At 68.3% G+C, this 15,533-nt stretch carries 21 protein-coding genes; 11 read left to right on the top strand and 10 right to left on the bottom strand.

The features are described 5' to 3' along the window. The first annotated feature begins 169 nt into the window (after nt 1-169). The 4 genes from AAFN86_RS19005 to AAFN86_RS19020 all read left to right on the top strand — a co-directional run bounded on the left by AAFN86_RS19005 (nt 170) and on the right by AAFN86_RS19020 (nt 4,031). Nucleotides 170-1,117 (top strand): radical SAM protein, encoded by a 948-nt coding sequence (locus tag AAFN86_RS19005; RefSeq protein ID WP_347545067.1) that lies wholly within the window; start codon nt 170-172, stop codon nt 1,115-1,117. A gap of 86 nt (nt 1,118-1,203) precedes the next feature. Further along, the gene (locus tag AAFN86_RS19010) at nt 1,204-1,587 is read left to right on the top strand and encodes an OmpA family protein (protein WP_347545068.1); all 384 of its coding nucleotides are present in this window, start codon (nt 1,204-1,206) and stop codon (nt 1,585-1,587) included. Further along, a complete protein-coding gene (recQ, locus tag AAFN86_RS19015; RefSeq protein ID WP_347545070.1) occupies nt 1,587-3,386 on the top strand; it encodes a DNA helicase RecQ in 1,800 nt (599 codons plus the stop codon). Before AAFN86_RS19010 ends, recQ begins: the two co-directional genes overlap by 1 nt. 78 nt (nt 3,387-3,464) lie before the next feature. Continuing rightward, the gene (locus AAFN86_RS19020) at nt 3,465-4,031 is read left to right on the top strand and encodes a hypothetical protein (RefSeq protein WP_347545071.1); all 567 of its coding nucleotides are present in this window, start codon (nt 3,465-3,467) and stop codon (nt 4,029-4,031) included. Nucleotides 4,032-4,103: 72 nt separating this feature from the next. Here the strand turns inward: AAFN86_RS19020 and grxD are convergent, their stop codons facing one another. Genes grxD through AAFN86_RS19040 form a run of 4 tightly spaced genes read right to left on the bottom strand, consistent with a single transcriptional unit; the run spans nt 4,104 to nt 7,537 of the window. Beyond that, nucleotides 4,104-4,442, bottom strand: coding sequence for a Grx4 family monothiol glutaredoxin (gene grxD, locus AAFN86_RS19025; RefSeq protein WP_347545073.1), 339 nt, complete (start codon nt 4,440-4,442; stop codon nt 4,104-4,106). Nucleotides 4,443-4,454: 12 nt separating this feature from the next. After that, a complete protein-coding gene (locus AAFN86_RS19030; RefSeq protein ID WP_188967395.1) occupies nt 4,455-4,688 on the bottom strand; it encodes a BolA family protein in 234 nt (77 codons plus the stop codon). After that, entirely contained in the window at nt 4,688-6,913 is a 2,226-nt protein-coding gene (purL, locus tag AAFN86_RS19035) for a phosphoribosylformylglycinamidine synthase subunit PurL (protein ID WP_347545075.1), read from the bottom strand. Before purL ends, AAFN86_RS19030 begins: the two co-directional genes overlap by 1 nt. A 57-nt stretch (nt 6,914-6,970) precedes the next feature. Continuing rightward, complete coding sequence (locus AAFN86_RS19040) at nt 6,971-7,537, bottom strand: transposase (RefSeq protein ID WP_347545076.1); 567 nt, start codon at nt 7,535-7,537, stop codon at nt 6,971-6,973. Between the two features lie 433 nt (nt 7,538-7,970). Between AAFN86_RS19040 and AAFN86_RS19045 the strand changes: the two genes are divergently transcribed. After that, nucleotides 7,971-8,795, top strand: coding sequence for a hypothetical protein (locus tag AAFN86_RS19045; protein ID WP_347545078.1), 825 nt, complete (start codon nt 7,971-7,973; stop codon nt 8,793-8,795). 7 nt (nt 8,796-8,802) lie between these two features. Here AAFN86_RS19045 and AAFN86_RS19050 read toward each other — a convergent pair whose 3' ends face one another. After that, nucleotides 8,803-9,579: a class II aldolase/adducin family protein gene (locus tag AAFN86_RS19050; RefSeq protein ID WP_347545080.1), complete on the bottom strand. Its 777-nt coding sequence runs from the start codon at nt 9,577-9,579 to the stop codon at nt 8,803-8,805. A 330-nt stretch (nt 9,580-9,909) separates the two neighbouring features. Between AAFN86_RS19050 and AAFN86_RS19055 the strand changes: the two genes are divergently transcribed. From AAFN86_RS19055 to AAFN86_RS19080, 6 genes are all read left to right on the top strand, one after another. Continuing rightward, nucleotides 9,910-10,212, top strand: a complete 303-nt coding sequence (locus AAFN86_RS19055) for a metalloregulator ArsR/SmtB family transcription factor (RefSeq protein ID WP_347545081.1) — start codon at nt 9,910-9,912, stop codon at nt 10,210-10,212. Next, nucleotides 10,209-10,649, top strand: a complete 441-nt coding sequence (locus AAFN86_RS19060) for an SRPBCC domain-containing protein (protein ID WP_347545083.1) — start codon at nt 10,209-10,211, stop codon at nt 10,647-10,649. The genes AAFN86_RS19055 and AAFN86_RS19060 overlap by 4 nt, the downstream gene beginning before the upstream one ends. 14 nt (nt 10,650-10,663) lie before the next feature. Further along, nucleotides 10,664-11,749 (top strand): exo-alpha-sialidase, encoded by a 1,086-nt coding sequence (locus AAFN86_RS19065; protein ID WP_347545085.1) that lies wholly within the window; start codon nt 10,664-10,666, stop codon nt 11,747-11,749. Beyond that, on the top strand, nt 11,742-12,014 hold the full coding sequence (locus AAFN86_RS19070) for a MoaD/ThiS family protein (RefSeq protein ID WP_347545087.1): 273 nt from the start codon (nt 11,742-11,744) through the stop codon (nt 12,012-12,014). Before AAFN86_RS19065 ends, AAFN86_RS19070 begins: the two co-directional genes overlap by 8 nt. A 59-nt stretch (nt 12,015-12,073) precedes the next feature. Continuing rightward, nucleotides 12,074-12,646, top strand: coding sequence for a peptidoglycan-binding domain-containing protein (locus AAFN86_RS19075; protein WP_347545088.1), 573 nt, complete (start codon nt 12,074-12,076; stop codon nt 12,644-12,646). A 103-nt stretch (nt 12,647-12,749) separates the two neighbouring features. Further along, nucleotides 12,750-13,301 carry a hypothetical protein gene (locus AAFN86_RS19080; protein WP_347545090.1) on the top strand — a complete coding sequence of 184 codons (552 nt, stop codon included), beginning with the start codon at nt 12,750-12,752 and terminating at the stop codon, nt 13,299-13,301. 7 nt (nt 13,302-13,308) lie between these two features. Here AAFN86_RS19080 and purQ read toward each other — a convergent pair whose 3' ends face one another. The 5 genes from purQ to purC are packed head-to-tail and all read right to left on the bottom strand — an operon-like array spanning nt 13,309 to nt 15,501. Continuing rightward, complete coding sequence (gene purQ, locus AAFN86_RS19085; RefSeq protein ID WP_347545092.1) at nt 13,309-14,004, bottom strand: phosphoribosylformylglycinamidine synthase subunit PurQ; 696 nt, start codon at nt 14,002-14,004, stop codon at nt 13,309-13,311. 14 nt (nt 14,005-14,018) lie between these two features. After that, entirely contained in the window at nt 14,019-14,264 is a 246-nt protein-coding gene (locus AAFN86_RS19090) for a hypothetical protein (protein WP_347545094.1), read from the bottom strand. A 7-nt stretch (nt 14,265-14,271) separates the two neighbouring features. Then, nucleotides 14,272-14,499, bottom strand: a complete 228-nt coding sequence (locus AAFN86_RS19095) for a hypothetical protein (protein ID WP_347545096.1) — start codon at nt 14,497-14,499, stop codon at nt 14,272-14,274. Nucleotide 14,500: 1 nt separating this feature from the next. After that, nucleotides 14,501-14,740, bottom strand: a complete 240-nt coding sequence (gene purS / locus AAFN86_RS19100; RefSeq protein WP_347545097.1) for a phosphoribosylformylglycinamidine synthase subunit PurS — start codon at nt 14,738-14,740, stop codon at nt 14,501-14,503. Then, the gene (gene purC, locus AAFN86_RS19105; protein ID WP_347545098.1) at nt 14,737-15,501 is read right to left on the bottom strand and encodes a phosphoribosylaminoimidazolesuccinocarboxamide synthase; all 765 of its coding nucleotides are present in this window, start codon (nt 15,499-15,501) and stop codon (nt 14,737-14,739) included. Before purC ends, purS begins: the two co-directional genes overlap by 4 nt. Nucleotides 15,502-15,533: the final 32 nt, after the last annotated feature.

Here is a 15,533-nt window from a genome sequence, read left to right on the forward strand (position 1 = left end):
CCAAAGGCCCGTTGGCCTTTGGTGGGGTGGTTTGGAGGGGCAAAGCCCCTCCAATGCTTCCGTCCTGCCGTCGCGCAGGCGTGGCGGCCCTCGCCGGGCGTAACCATATCCCGTCGCCCGGCGAAGCCAATTCTGATCGACCCCCGAAAGGAAGCGTATGACGGCGCCCGTGACGCTGCGGCCCAGGCCGCTCGACCCCGCCAAGTTCCGCGACCCGGCGGTGACCGCGAAGGGTGAGACGCGGGCGAGCGTCGCCCTCGCCGGCCTGCGGACCCTGTGGGTCAACACCGGCACGCTGTGCAACATCACCTGCCGCAATTGCTACATCGAGAGCAGCCCGACCAATGACGCGCTGGCCTACATCGCGGCGGCCGAGGTGTCGGGCTATCTCGATGAGGCGGCGGCGATCGGCGCGCCGCTCGCCGAGGTGGGCTTCACCGGCGGCGAGCCGTTCCTCAATCGCGACCTGCCGGCCATGCTGCGGGATGTGATGCGCCGCGGCCTGCCGGCTTTGGTGCTGACCAACGCCATGAAGCCGATGATGAACCATGCCGCCGCGCTGCTGGCCCTGCGGGCGGAATTCGGCGACCGGCTGACGCTGCGTGTCTCGCTCGACCACCATGATGCCGCGCTGCACGACCTCGAACGCGGGGACGGGGCTTTCGCGAAGACGATGGAGGGCCTGGACTGGCTCGGCCGGCATGGGTTCCGCATCCATGTCGCCGGGCGGCTCGGCTTTGGCGGTGGCGAGGAGGCCGTGATGCGCGCCGGCTATGCCGCGCTGTTCGCCGCCCATGGCATTGCGGTGGATGCGGCCGACCCGGTCGCACTGATGCTGTTCCCCGAGATGGATGCCACGGCGGACGTGCCGGAGATCACCACCGCCTGCTGGGGCATCCTCCGCAAATCGCCCGACAGCCTGATGTGCGCCTCGGCGCGGATGGTGGTGAAGCGGCGTGGCGCGGCGCACCCGGTGGTGCTCGCATGTACCCTGCTGCCGTACGATCCGCAGTTCGAACTGGGGGCGACGCTGGCCGAGGCATCCGGGCCGGTGTCCTTGAACCATCCCCATTGTGCGACCTTCTGCGTCCTCGGCGGCGCCTCCTGCTCGCGCTGATTGCGCGAATCACCGCGCTCGGCAGTTGACGGGCTGCGGGGCTTCGCGCGACCAAGGGGACATTCGAACCCCGGAGTCGTTCCAAGATGCGCCGCCGCACCTTCATCGCAGCCGCCCCCGTTCTGCTGGCCGCAGCCTGCACGAGCGCCCCGCCGGCTCCGCCCCCGATCGCCGTCTTCTTCACCGCGGACAGCGCGACGCTCGAACAGCCGGCGCAGGACCTGGTGGTTGCCGCCGCGCGGACCGCCAATGCGGCGACCGGCCCGGTCTATGTGGTCGGCTATGCCGGCCCGGCCGGCGGCGTCGCCTACAATGTCGCGCTGTCCCAGGCGCGCGCCCAGCATGTCGCCGACCTGCTGATCCGCAACGGCGTGGCGCGTGACCGCGTCAGCATCGTCCCGCGCGGCCCGGTGCCCTTCGAAGCCATCGCGACCGAAAGCCGCCGCGTCGAGATCCGTATCGGCGCCTGATGCTGGCCCTGGAGGATCCGCAGGAGGTCCTCCGCCGCATCTTCGGCCATGAGGGCTTCCGCGGGCGGCAGGAGGAGATCGTCCGCCATGCCGCCGAGGGCGGCTCGGGCGTTGTGCTCATGCCGACCGGCGGCGGGAAAAGCCTGTGCTTCCAGGTGCCGGCGCTGTGCCGGCCGGGCGTCGGCATCGTCGTCTCCCCGCTGATCGCGTTGATGGAGGACCAGGTCGCCGCCCTGCGACAGCAGGGTGTCGCCGCGGCCGCGCTGCATTCCGACCTGCCGCCGGATGAGGCGCGCACGGTGCTGCGCGACCTCGATGCCGGGAGGCTCAAGCTGCTCTACATCTCGCCCGAGCGGCTGACGCTCGACAGCACGCAGCAGCGGCTGGACGAGATGCGGATCGCGCTGTTCGCGGTGGATGAGGCGCATTGCGTCAGCCAATGGGGCCATCACTTCCGCCCCGAATATCGTGGGCTTGGGGTGCTGGGGCAGCGTTTCCCCGGCGTGCCGCGCCTGGCACTGACAGCGACGGCAGACCCGCGCACGGTCGAGGACATCCGCCGCCAGTTGGACCTGTCCGAGGCGCCGGTGTTCCGTGCGTCCTTCGACCGCCCCAACATCTTCATCGTCGCCGAGCCGCGCGAGAGCGAGCGGTCCCAGCTGCGCGGCCTGATTCGCGACATGCGCGGCTGCGGCATCGTCTATTGCGGCAGCCGCGCGAAGACCGAGAGCACGGCGGAATGGCTGCGGGCGGACGGGCATGATGCGCTCGCCTTCCACGCCGGGATGGACCCGCTGGCCAAGCGCGACGCGCATCGTCGCTTCGCGCGCGGCGACGACGTGATCATGGCGGCGACGATCGCGTTCGGGATGGGCATCGACCGGCCGGATGTGCGCTGGGTCGCCCATCTCGACCTGCCGCGCAGCCCCGAGAGCTGGTACCAGGAGATCGGCCGTGCCGGGCGTGATGGGCTGCCGGCGCGGGCGCTGCTGATGTTCGGCGCCGGCGACATGGCGATCGCCCGGCACCGCATCGCAGAAAGCCCGGCATCCGAGGACCAGAAGCGCGTCGAGCGGTCGCGGCTGGATGCGATGATCGCGATTGCCGAGGCTGCCACCTGCCGCCGTGCCCTGCTGCTGCGCTGCTTCGGCGAGGAACCCGCCACGCCTGAGTGCGGTGCCTGCGATGTGTGCCGCACGCCGCCACGGATGTTCGATGGCACGGTGACGGCGCAGAAGATGCTCTCGGCGGTGGTGCGCACCGGGCAGCGCTTCGGCGTCGGGCATGTGGTGGACGTGCTGCGCGGGCGGCTGACCGACAAGGTCGCGCAGTTCGCGCACGACAAGCTGCCGACCTTCGGCATCGGCAAGGATGTGTCCGACAGCGCCTGGCGGGGCGTGGCACGGCAGTTGGTGGCGCGCGGCGTGCTGGATGTGGCGGTGGAGAACCACGGCGAACTGGTCGCCACCGAGGCCGCCCGGCCGGTGCTGCGCGGCGAGGAACCGGTGATGCTGCGCCAGGACACTGCGGCGCCGGCCAGCCCGAAACGTGTCGGGAGCGCGGCGGCGCAGGTCGCCTCCGGCGATCCGCTGTTCGATGCGCTGCGGCTGTGGCGGCGCGGCGTGGCGCAGACGCAGGGCGTGCCGGCCTATGTGGTGGCCGATGACCGCACGCTGGGGGGCATCGCAGCCGCGCGGCCGGGCAGCGTCGATGCGCTGCTGGAGGTGCCGGGGATGGGGCGGTCGCGCGTGGAGCGGTATGGCGAGGACATCCTGCGCATCGTGCGGGACGTCGGCTGAGGCAGCGCATTGCCCTTGGTCATGGCCGGTGAACGCTACGGATCCTATGATGCCGGGCCTACCGACGGAGACACCGCCATGCGCCGTTCGTTGTTGCTCGCCGCGGTCCTGACGACGGCGCTTGCCGCCGCACCGGCCCGCGCCGATGACGTGTCCGATGCCATCGCCGAGGCGCAGCGCACCTACCAGGCCGGCCAGGTGCAGGCCGCGCAGACGGCGCTGCAGGAGGCGTTGCAACTGATCGCCCAGCGCGCCGCGGCGCGACTCGCGGCCGCGCTGCCCGAGGCGCTACCTGGCTGGACGGCGGAGGAGGCAACGTCGAACGCTGGCGGGGCGGGGATGTTCGGTGGGGCGACAGCCACCCGCAGCTTCCGCAACGCGCAGGGTCAGACGGTCGAGATCCAGGTGATGAGCGACAATCCGCTGATCGCCCAGCTCGGCCCCATCCTGGCCAACCCGATGCTGGCGGGGGCGATGGGGCGGCTGGTGCGGATCGGCGAGCAGCGCGCCATCCAGGGCAATGACGGCAATGTCCAGATGCTGGTGGACAACCGCATCCTGGTGCAGGTGAACGGCGATGCGCCGGCGGAAGCGAAGCTCGCCTATGCCAGGGCGATCAATGTCGCGCGGCTGATCGGGCGCTGACGCCGAGTCTTCGGCGGGCCGCAGGGTGAGGAGCCGGGACCGCGCCGTGGGGCAGGGTCCCGGCCGGACCGCTCAGGCCTCGGCCTTCAGCGGCACGCCCTTCTCAGTCATCAGCGTGGTCAGTTCGCCGGACTGGAACATCTCCATCACGATGTCGCAGCCGCCGACGAATTCCCCGCCGACGTAAAGCTGCGGGATGGTCGGCCAGTTGGTGAAGGACTTGATGCCCTCACGGATCTCCATGTCCTCCAGCACGTTCACGCCGGCGAAGGGCACGCCCATGTGGGACAGGATCTGAACCACGCGGGCGGAGAAGCCGCACTGCGGGAACACCGGCGTGCCCTTCATGAAGAGCACCACGGGGTTCTCCGTGATGGTGGCCTGGATGCGGTCGAAGGTCGGGTTGGACATCGGGTCGGGGTCCTATTCCGGGGCGGAGGTCTGGAGGGCGAGGGCATGCAGCACGCCGCCCATGCGGCCCTGCAATGCAGCGTAGACGATCTGGTGCTGCTTCACGCGGGAAATGCCGCGGAAGGATTCCGAGGTGACCTTGGCGGCGTAGTGGTCGCCATCGCCAGCCAGGTCCTCGATGGTGACTTCGGCATCGGGCAGGGCCGCCTTGATCAGCGCCTCGATCTCCGCCGGTTGCATCGCCATCAGGCCGCTCTCCCTTCCATCAGTGCAGGCAAGGTTGCCTCGTTCGCATCGCGCAGCCTAGCCACCGATATGGTCCGGCCGCCAGGCAGCGCCAAGTCCCCGCCGCCCGAACGACCCAGGCGCATGGCCGGGACGCCGGCGGCATCCGCGGCGGCGAGCAGCGCGGCGGCATCGGCCACGGCGACGACATAGCGGCCCTGGTCCTCACCGAACCACCAGGCGTGCTCGGGGATGGTGGCGGGGGTGGCGGCGAGGGTCGCGCCGGTGCCGGTCTCCATCGCCATCTCGGCCAGCGTCACCAGCAGGCCGCCATCGGCGCAGTCGTGGCAGGCGAGGATGGCGCCGGCGAGGATCCGGGCGCGGAGGAAATCCCCGGTGCGGCGTTCGGCGGCGAGGTCCACCGGGGGCGGGGCGCCTTCCTCGCGGCCGGCGATCTCCCGCAGCCAGAGGGACTGGCCGAGCCAGCCGGCCGTGGTGCCGAGCAGCACCAGGTCGGCATTGGCGGGCATGCCGAGGCCGATGGCATCCGCCGCGTCGTCGATCACGCCGACGCCGCCGATCGCGGGGGTGGGCAGGATCGCCCGGCCTTCCGTCTCGTTGTAGAGGGAGACGTTGCCGCTCACGACCGGGAAGTCGAGTGCCAAGCAGGCCGCGGCCATGCCGCGCACCGCGCTGGCGAACTGGCCCATGATGCGGGGCTTCTCGGGGTTGCCGAAGTTCATGTTGTCGGTGATGGCCAGCGGCAGGGCGCCGGTGGCGGTGATGTTGCGCCAAGCCTCCGCGACCGCCTGGCGGCCTCCCTCCTCGGGGTCCGCGAGGACGTAGCGGGGGGTGCAGTCGGTGGTCATGGCGAGGGCGCGGGCGTGGTCCTCGATCCGCACGATGGCGGCATCCGCCGCGCCGGGGCGCTGGACGGTCTGGCCGTTCACCAGGCTGTCGTACTGGTCCCAGATCCAGCGGCGGGAGCAAAGGTCCGGGCTGGCGACCAGGGTCAGCAGGGCCTGTTCGATGGTGGTGGGGTTCGCGATGGTCGCGGGGTCCAGCACCGGCTGCTTCGGGGTGTCCTCGGTGGGGCGGCGGTAGAGGGGGGCTTCGGATTCCAGCGGGGCGAGGGGGATGTCGGCTTCCACCTGGCCCTTGTGGCGGATGACGATGCGGCCGGTGTCGGTGAGGTGGCCGATCACCGCGAAGTCCAGTTCCCACTTGGTGAAGATGGCCTCCGCCAGGGCTTCCTGCCCGGGCTTGAGGACCATGAGCATGCGCTCCTGGCTCTCGGAGAGCATCATCTCGTAGGCGGTCATGCCGGTTTCGCGCTGGGGGACGTTGTCGAGGGTGAGGTCCACACCCATCCCGCCCTTGCCGGCCATCTCCACACCGCTGCTGGTCAGGCCCGCCGCACCCATGTCCTGGATGGCGACGATGGCGTCGGTGGCCATCAGCTCCATGCAGGCCTCGATCAGGAGCTTTTCCGCGAAGGGGTCGCCGATCTGGACGGTGGGGCGCTTTTCCTCCGAGTCCGCGGAGAATTCCGCGGAGGACATGGTGGCGCCATGGATGCCGTCGCGGCCGGTCTTGCTGCCGACATAGACCACGGGGTTGCCGATGCCGGTGGCGGCGGCGGTGAAGATGCGGTCGGCCTTGGCGATGCCGACCGTCATGGCGTTGACCAGGGGGTTGCCGTTGTAGGCGGGGTGGAAGTTGACCTCCCCGCCCACGGTCGGGACGCCGACGCAGTTGCCGTAGCCGCCGATGCCGCGGACCACGCCGTCGATCACCTGCTTCATCCTCGGCGCGTCCGGGGCGCCGAAGCGCAGGGCGTTGAGGTTGGCGATGGGCCGCGCGCCCATGGTGAAGACATCCCGCAGGATGCCGCCGACCCCGGTGGCCGCCCCGTTGTAGGGTTCGATCCAGGAGGGGTGGTTGTGGGATTCCATCTTGAAGACGGCGGCCAGGCCATCCCCGATGGCGATGACGCCGGCATTTTCCCCCGGGCCCTGGATGACCCAGGGGGCCTTGGTGGGGAGTTCCTTCAGCCAGACGCGGCTGGATTTGTAGGAGCAGTGTTCCGACCACATCACGGAGAACACGCCGAGCTCGGTGAGCGAGGGGGTGCGGCCGAGGATGGCGAGGCAGCGGTCGTACTCGTCCGGCTTCAGGCCGTATTCGGCGGCGAGCTGGGCGGCACGGGCGGGGTCGAGCGAGATGGGCGCGTCGGCGGGGGTCATGGGCGCGTTGTGGGTAGCGCGCGTGCCTCTGTCCAGTGGGGGTTTGCGCGGGGCTGGTCATGACCAGCCGAGGCGGAGCTTGCGGGGGATATGTTTGATGCCGCCGGCCAGGCGGTGGAGGTGCTTCAGGGCCTTGAGGTAGCCGAGATAGGCGGTGATCTGCTTGCGGGTGCGCGGGGCGGCCGGCAGGCGCATGGCCTTCAGCTTTTCGGACAAATCGGGGTTGGGGAGCTTGTTGGGCGGGCCGTTGAGGGCGGTGAGGAAGCCGAGGCGGCGGATGAGGACGATGAAGCGGAGGCCGCGGAGGCGGATGGCGCGGCGGCAGGCGCGGAAGATGAGGGGGGCGATCTCATTCAGAGGGTGGTTGGGAGAGTTGTCCTTGATGGCTTCGAGGAGACGTTCCCAGAGGCCGGCATGGGTGAGGCGGCGGAAGTAGCGGGAGACGGTGTCGGGCTTGCCGTGTTCCGGGGGGAGGGCTCGCCAGGGATCGGTGGTGCAGGCGAGGTGGAATATGGCATTCATGCGGGCGCGGAGGTCGGAGATGTGACGGCCGGCGGGGGAACGGGGGAGGATGAAGGGGAGGAGGGCATGGAATTGGAGGGGGGTGAGGGGGTGGGGGTGCATAGGGGCAGTGGAGCAGAACGAAACAAAAAAAGCAATAATTTCCTATTATGCGAGCGTTGGCGCGCGGGTTTGTCGATCAGCGGTCGGTTGCAGTCCTGCCCGCTTGGCGGATGGAAATGGAAACGACAACAACCACTTTGGTGCCAGAGTCTGGACCGCGCAGTCTCTTGCGCCATTTCGGCCGCTCCTACGCGACCCAGCCGGGCGCATCCGTAGTCGTCGTGCGGCGATGGCGATTGACGGTCGATGTGGAGCAGGAGCGCCTCGCTGCGTCGGCAGATACTGTTAGGTTAGTCATTAAACAGACGGACCGCGATTTCGCTGATGCTTGCGGCGTCCTGGCCGAAAACGTGTTGTAGAAGCCGCCAATTTTATAATACCGTCGCTGGTGGAACTGGGCGGCCATCCCGGAGATGCAGCGTAAGGAGTTCGCGTGCGAACAACGATCCGTCTCGGAATTTACGCCGTAGTCTTGGGACTGTTTTGCTTGAGTTATTCTGCGTTTTTTTATCCGAGTGCTAATATTCTAGAGGAAAGAAACCTAAGCAATCAGTCTACTATCAGAAAAATAACTGAACTTGAACTGCAGATGTCAGAGAATCAAAAAGAAATTCGCCGTGTGCGACAAATAATAGCAGAGAATGAACCTTTGGGGCCGATGGCCACGGTGGTAGCTCAGCACAGAAATTTTCTAAGGGACCTTGAAGAGCAGAGTTTAGTCATTCAGCGGCAAATAAATGAAGCAAAAGACCAAAAATGGTCTATCGAATTATTTACATATCACTCGGGTTTTATAGTTAGATTTTTGATACCTTTTTCCTTAGCTCTTATCGCGCTTGGTGTTAGTGGAATCACGGGGTGTTTGTCTGCAGATTGGTGGAACGAGAAATGCGAGCGTTGTGCTGCTATCGCAGCACCAATTTCGGTTATTGCGGCGTTTCTCGCTCCGAAATGGATTACAAGGATACTGGGGATACCGGAGCAGGAAGCCATAAGAGCAGAGATTGGTCAGTTTCTTATTATTGTGTCTGTAGCGGCACTAGCGGGGTTGATGGCGATGGCCGTCATGGCTGCCGCTGTTGCGGCGAGAGCAATTGGCCGGATTGTAAATACGCGCTGCATGGGTCCGGGCACGGCACACGAGCGACAGCCTGACGGATCGAAGGTGCAGGAAACTGAGTTTCCTGCCGGGGGCAGGGGCAGAGCCCCTGCGAAGCCTTCCGGCAAGACAGTGCCCCCGCCGAGCGCCGTCCGATAGCGCCGCCCTACTCTGCGTAGTCCGACTGGGTCCGGTCCAGCATCCGCTTCATGGCCGCGAAGTAGTAGTCGGACCCGCTCATCGCCATGGTCGGGTCTTTCCAGGTGGCGGCTTCGGCGCGCATCTTCGTCAGCACTTCGGGGGCGACGAAGCGGCGGCGCTGGCCGGTCCACATGCCGAAGAGCTGCGTGCGGCAGGAGCGTTCGAGGAAGTAGAGGCGGCGGTACGCCTGCGCCACGGTGTCGCCGATCACGACGACGCCGTGGTTGGCCATCATCAGCACGACCTTGTCGCCCATGAGGGCGGCCATGCGTTCGCCTTCGGCGTGTTCGTGGGCGAAGCCGTTGTAGTCGTAGTCGTAGGCGATGCGGCCTTCGAATTGCAGGGCGCCCTGGCCGGTCATTTCGACCGTCATGTCCTCGAGCTGCGAGAGCGCCGTGGCATAGGGCATGTGGGTGTGGAGCACGCAGGCGGCGCCGGTGGCTTCGTGGATGGGGGCGTGGATGCAGATGGCGCTGCGGTCGGCGGGGCCGCGGCCTTCGACGACCGTGCCGTCGAAGGCGACCTCGATGAGGTTGCTGGCGGTGACCTCGTTCCAGTGGAGGCCGAATTCGTTGAGGTAGAAGCGGCGCGGGCGGCCGGGGACGAGCAGGGTGAAGTGGTTGTCGATGGCCTCGTGATAGTCGTCGAGGACAGCGAGGCGGTGGGCGGCGGCGAGGTCGATGCGGGCCTGGCGGCGCTGGGCTTCCAGCAGGTCGGGCGCGGTGGGGGTCAGGCTGTCCATGGGGCGGGTCCTTTCCGTGGTCTGGCGGCGGCCGGGCTGGCGCGTTGGGGCGTGTGGGGTGTCACCGGGCGCATGGTGGCATCGAATGGGCCGGCGGGTGAAATCGCGCGGGTCGGGCGGTGATGGTGCGTGTCCTCGCATTGCCTGGATGGGCGGTGCCGTATGCCCCGGCGCGACAGGCTGACCGATCGAAGGTGCAGGAAACTGAGTTTCCTGCCGGGGTGCAGGGGCGGCGCCCCTGCGTGTCCACATTCCGTTTGACGGCGGCCCGCTTGCACGACAACACTTAACTCAATGGTTCAGTTTCAACCCTCGCCGGACCTTGACCGCGTGTTTGGCGCGCTGACCGATTCGACGCGGCGGGGGATGCTCGCGCGGCTGGCGGAACAGGGGAGCCTTTCGGTCAGCGAGTTGGCCCGGCCGCTGCCGATGTCGTTGCCGGCGGTGATGAAGCACCTCGATGTGCTGGAACAGGCGGGGCTGGTGGCGCGGCAGAAGACCGGGCGGGTGGTGTCGTGCCGGCTGGTCGCGGCGCCGATGGAGGATGCGATGGGGTGGCTGCAGCGTTATGCGCGGTTCTGGGAGGAAAGCCTCGACCGGCTGGCGGCGGCGCTGGAGCGCGAGGCGCCGTGAGCGAGACGGTGCCGAGCCTGACGCTGGTGCGGCGGCTGCGGGCGGCGCCGGAGCAGGTGTTCGCGGCGTGGGTGCGGGCGGAGGTGCTCGCGACCTGGTTCGGGCCGCATCATACGCGGGTCGAGGCGGCGGAGGTCGATGCACGGGTGGGTGGGCGTTTTCGCGTCGTGCTGCGGGAGGAGAACGGCGACCGGCATGAGGTTGGCGGGACCTATGCCGAGGTGGTGCCGGGGGAGGGGCTGGTCTTCACCTGGGCGTGGGCGAATGCGCCGGAGCGGCAGTCGCGGGTGAGCGTGCGGCTGCGGGCGGTGGAGGGCGGGACGGAGCTGACGCTGGTGCATGACCGGTTTGCCGATGCGGATACGGCGGGGCGGCATCGGCGGGGGTGGACGGAATCTCTGGAGCGGCTGGAGGCGCGGTTCGGCGCGGCGATCTGACGGGAGGACGAAGCATGGCGACGCGGGTGATGCTGCTGGTCGGCACGAAGAAGGGGGCCTTCATCCTGGATGGGGATGGGGCGAGGGATGGGTGGTCGTTGCGCGGGCCGTTCTGCGAGACCTGGCCGATCAACCAGGTGATCGGCGACCCGACGACCGGGGTGATCTGGGCGGCGGGCGGCAATGAATGGTTCGGGCCGGCGGTGTGGCGGTCGGATGATGGCGGCGCGACGTGGACGCATTCGAGTGCGGGGCTGGCCTATGCGGCCGGGCAGACGCCGATCAAGTCGGTGTGGGGGTTGGCGTTGGGGCCTACGGGGATCCTGTGGGCGGGGGTGGAGCCGGCCGGGTTGTTCCGCAGCGATGATGGCGGCGCGACCTGGTCGCATGTCGAAGGGCTGACCGAGCATCCGAGCCGGGCGGAGTGGCAGCCGGGCGGGGCGGGGCTGATCCTGCATGGGATCGTGCCGCATCCGGTCGATGCGGACCGGGTGTGGGTGGCGATCTCGACCGGCGGGGTGTTCGCGACGGAGGATGGCGGGGCGACGTGGGTGCCGCGGAATCGGGGCACGCGGGCGGATTATGCGCCGGAGGACCAGCGGTATCCGGAGCATGGGCAGTGCGTGCATGCGCTGGCGATGGCGTCGGGGAAACCGGATCGGCTGTACCAGCAGAATCACTGCGGGATGTATCGCAGCGATGATGGCGGGCGGCAGTGGGTGAGCATCGAGGCGGGGTTGCCCTCGACGTTTGGCTTTCCGGCGGTGGCGCATCCGCGGGACCCGGACACGCTGTTCCTGTTGCCGCTGAATGGGGACCAGGCGGGGCGGTTCATGCCGGATGCGGCGGCGGCGGTGTGGCGGACGCGCGATGCGGGGGCGAGTTGGCAGGCGTTGCGGGATGGGTTGCCGCAGGCGAATGCGTATTTTGGCGTGTTGCGGCGGGCGATGGCGGCGGATCGGCTTGATCCCGTGGGCGTGTATTTCGGCACCAGCGGGGGCGCGTTGTTCGCGAGCGCGGATGAGGGCGAGCATTGGTCCTGTGTCGCCGAGCATCTGCCGACGATCCTGTCGGTTGAGGCGCTGGTCCGCGATGGCTGATGCGGTGACGGTGCTGCTGCCGGATGCGCTGGTGCGGCTGTTTCCGGGCACGCCGCGGCAGGTGGCGGTGGGCGCCGGCACGGTCGCGGAGGCGATCGCCGCGTTGGATCGTCGCTGGCCCGGGATGGGCGACCGGCTGTGCGATTCGACGCCGGCGATCCGGCGGCATCTGAAGATCTTCGTCGATGGGGAACGAGCGCAGTTGCAGACCGCGCTGCCGCCGGGGTGCGAGATGCTGGTGATGACGGCGGTGAGCGGGGGCTGAGCGGCAACCATTGGCGTGGTGGGACGTTGTTCGGGGCGACGACGTAAGGAGGAGTTCCGATGCGCCCGATGCCCCGCTTCCTGGGTTTGGCCCTGATCACCGCGACCATTGCCGCCGGTCCTGCCTGGGCGCAGGCGCCGGCACCGCTGGCCTTCGTGCAGCCGCTGCCGACGACGTCAGCGATGGCGGTGCAGGAACGGCTGCGCGAGGCGGGCGCCTATGCGGGCGTCGCCGATGGGGTATGGGGGCCGGAGAGCCAGATGGCGCTCGATCGGTTCCAGCAGGCGCGTGGGCTCGCGGTGACCGGGTCGATCAACCTGGCGACGGCGCAGGCGCTGGGCGTGAGCCTGCCGCGGCTGTTGCCGCCGCCGGTGGAAGCGGTCGCGGTGGCGCCGGTTGTCGCGGCGCCGGTGGTGCAGCTCAGCCCTCGGGCGGTGCGCAATGTGCAGCTGCGGCTGCGGGCGCTGGGCTTCTACCAGTCGGCGGCGGATGGCGTGTGGGGGGCGGGGACGCAGACGGCGTTGGAACGCTTCCAGCGCGGTCGCGGGCTGGAGGCCAATGGCCAGATCAACCCGACGACGGTGCAGGCGCTGGGGCTGAACCCGAGCAACCTGGAGATGGCGGTGCGGTAGGCCGGGCCTCGGCGGGGTCCGCGTGGCGATGTCGCCGGACCCTGCCGGCTGCGGGTGATAGGGTGCGAACCCGGCGAGGATGGTCCTCACGCGGGTTCGATGCATGACCTTCGATTTCGGTGATGAGCGGCCAGGTGGGCCGGCGAAGGTGGCGATCGGCATCGCGACGGCGCTGCTGGGCGTGGCGACGGTCGGGCTTGCGTCGTCCGGCGGGGCGGATCGCTTCCTGCCGCTGATCGTGGTGGTGCCGCTGTATGGGCTGTTCGTGCTGTGGGTGCTGCTGCGGCGGCGGGTGACGATGGACCAGGGTGGCATTGTGATCACCCGGACGCTGTTGGGCCGGCGGTGGACGCACCGGATCGGATTCCGCGCTGTGACGGGCGTCGAGTGCCGCGGGGTGTGGATGCGCCCCAGGGGCGGGTCGCCGGATGAGGGCACGCCTGAAGGCGATGCGCGTTTCATCAAGTTCGACCTGTCACTGCGGCGTGGCTGGCGCCGCTTGCATCTCGACTTCCTGGGCGATGCGGTGGAAGCGGAGGCGACGGCACGCGGCCTGGCACAGTGCATCGGCGTGCCGGCGGAGCGGCGGCACTATGTGCTGCGGGAGGACGGCGTGCCGCTGTGGCGGCGCCGAGCGCGGGATAGGCTGGCCTGAACCGCCTTCAGCTGGCGACGAGGTTTTCCGCCAGGCTCTCGAACATCGGCAGGCCGTCGATGCCGCCCATCAGCGGGTCCACCAGATCCTCGGGGTGCGGCATCAGGCCGCAGATCCGCAGGCTGGGGGACAGGATCCCGGCGATGCTGCGCGCGCTGCCATTGCGGTTTGCGGCGTCAGTAACCGTGCCGGCTTCGTCGGTGTAGCGAAAAGCGACGAGGCCTTCGCCTTCCAGCCGGTCGAGCGTCGCGTCGTCGGCGAAGTAGTTGCCGTCGCCATGGGCCATAGGGCTGCGGAACACCGCGCCCTTCTGCCAGCGGGAGGTGAAGGCGGTGCCGGCGCGTTCGACGCGCATGTGGCAGTCCATCGACAGGAAGCGGAGCGAGGCGTTGCGCAGCAGGCCGCCCGGTAGCAGCCCGGTCTCGATGAGGATCTGGAAGCCGTTGCACACGCCGAGGATATGGCCGCCGCGTGCCGCGTAGTCCCGCACGTCGCGCATGATCGGCGATTGCGCGGCCATGGCACCGCAGCGCAGGTAGTCGCCATAGGAAAAGCCGCCGGGCAGCACCACCAGGTCGACGTCCTTCGGCAACTCGTCGCGATGGAACAGCATCAGCGGGTCGCGGCCGGTGACGCGCTTCAGCGCGGTGCGCATGTCGCGTTCGCGGTTGGTGCCGGGGAAGGTGATGATGGCTGATCTCATAAGACGCTCCTTGGCTATCCGAGGATCGCGACGCAAGTACTCAATGTGAGCAGCATCACCAGGAAATACCCCGCGACGACCGCGGTGCGACCGCCAAGGGAAAGCAGGTAGTCGCGAAACTGCCGCATTTTCGGCAATCGCTGGAATCTGACCTCATCTCGTATCACCAAGTATGTACCGATGGCTGCGAACGCCACTATCGCGGGCCAGCCAAGCCAGCCGAGCAGCATGAATGGCCAGAAGAACGACAGATAGAGCAAGCGCCCCCTACCCCTGAATCAGCCGCAACCAGTGGATGCCGCCCAGCACGATCATTGTGGCAGCGGCTGCGATTGCCGCGGCGGTGACCCAGCGGTCGATGGTGCGCTTGCCGCGCGCGACCATGCCGAGGCGCGGCGCGCGCTGGCCCGCGGGCATGCGGTCCTCGCGCCAGCGCAGCCCCATCGCGATGAGGACGGTCAGCACCCCCATCGCGAGGAGGCTGGCTTTGACCACCTCAGGCGATCTCCACCCGGAAGGATTCGATGACCGTGTTGGCGAGCAGCTTGCGCGCCATGTCCTCGGCGGTCGCTTTCGCCCGGGCGGCGTCGGTCTCCGCCAGTTCCAGCTCGATCACCTTGCCGGCGCGCACATCCTGCACGCCGGCGAAGCCGAGGCCTTCGAGGGCATGGCCGATCGCCTTGCCCTGCGGGTCCAGCACGCCGGCCTTCGGCATCACATAGACACGGGCCTTCACTGCATGCTCTCCGGGCCGGTCATGTCGCGCGGGCCGGCCTCGGGCAGGATGCCGAGGCGCCGGGCGACTTCCTGGTAGCCCTCCTCGACCTTGCCGAGGTCGCGGCGGAAGCGGTCCTTGTCCATCTTCTCGCCGGTCTTGGTGTCCCACAGGCGGCAATTGTCCGGCGAGATCTCGTCGGCGAGGACGATGCGCATCTCCTCGTTTTCCCACAGCCGGCCGAATTCCAGCTTGAAGTCGACCAGGGTGATGCCGACGCCGAGGAACAGCCCGCAGAGGAAGTCGTTCACCCGCAGGGTGAGCGCGACCATGTCGTCGAGATCCTGGGTCGAGGCCCAGCCGAAGCAGGTGATGTGCTCCTCGGCCACCATCGGGTCGTTGAGCTGGTCGTTCTTGTAGTAGTACTCGATGATCGAGCGCGGCAGCCGCTGCCCCTCGGTGATGCCGAGGCGGGTGGCGAGCGAACCGGCGGCGACGTTGCGCACGACCACTTCCAGCGGGATGATCTCGACTTCGCGGATCAGTTGCTCGCGCATGTTCAGCCGGCGGATGAAGTGCGTCGGCACGCCCATCTCGGTCAGCCGCGTCATCAGGTATTCGCTGATGCGATTGTTGAGCACGCCCTTGCCCGTGATGGTGCCCTTCTTGGCGCCGTTGCCGGCGGTGGCATCGTCCTTGAAGTACTGGACCAGGGTGCCGGGCTCCGGTCCTTCGAACAGGATCTTGGCCTTGCCCTCATAAAGTTGTCGGCGTCGCGCCATCGGGGGGAATCCTTGCAGTCGCCATACCGAGG

The organism is Roseomonas sp. CAU 1739, from assembly GCF_039839775.1.
Lineage (GTDB): Bacteria > Pseudomonadota > Alphaproteobacteria > Acetobacterales > Acetobacteraceae > Neoroseomonas.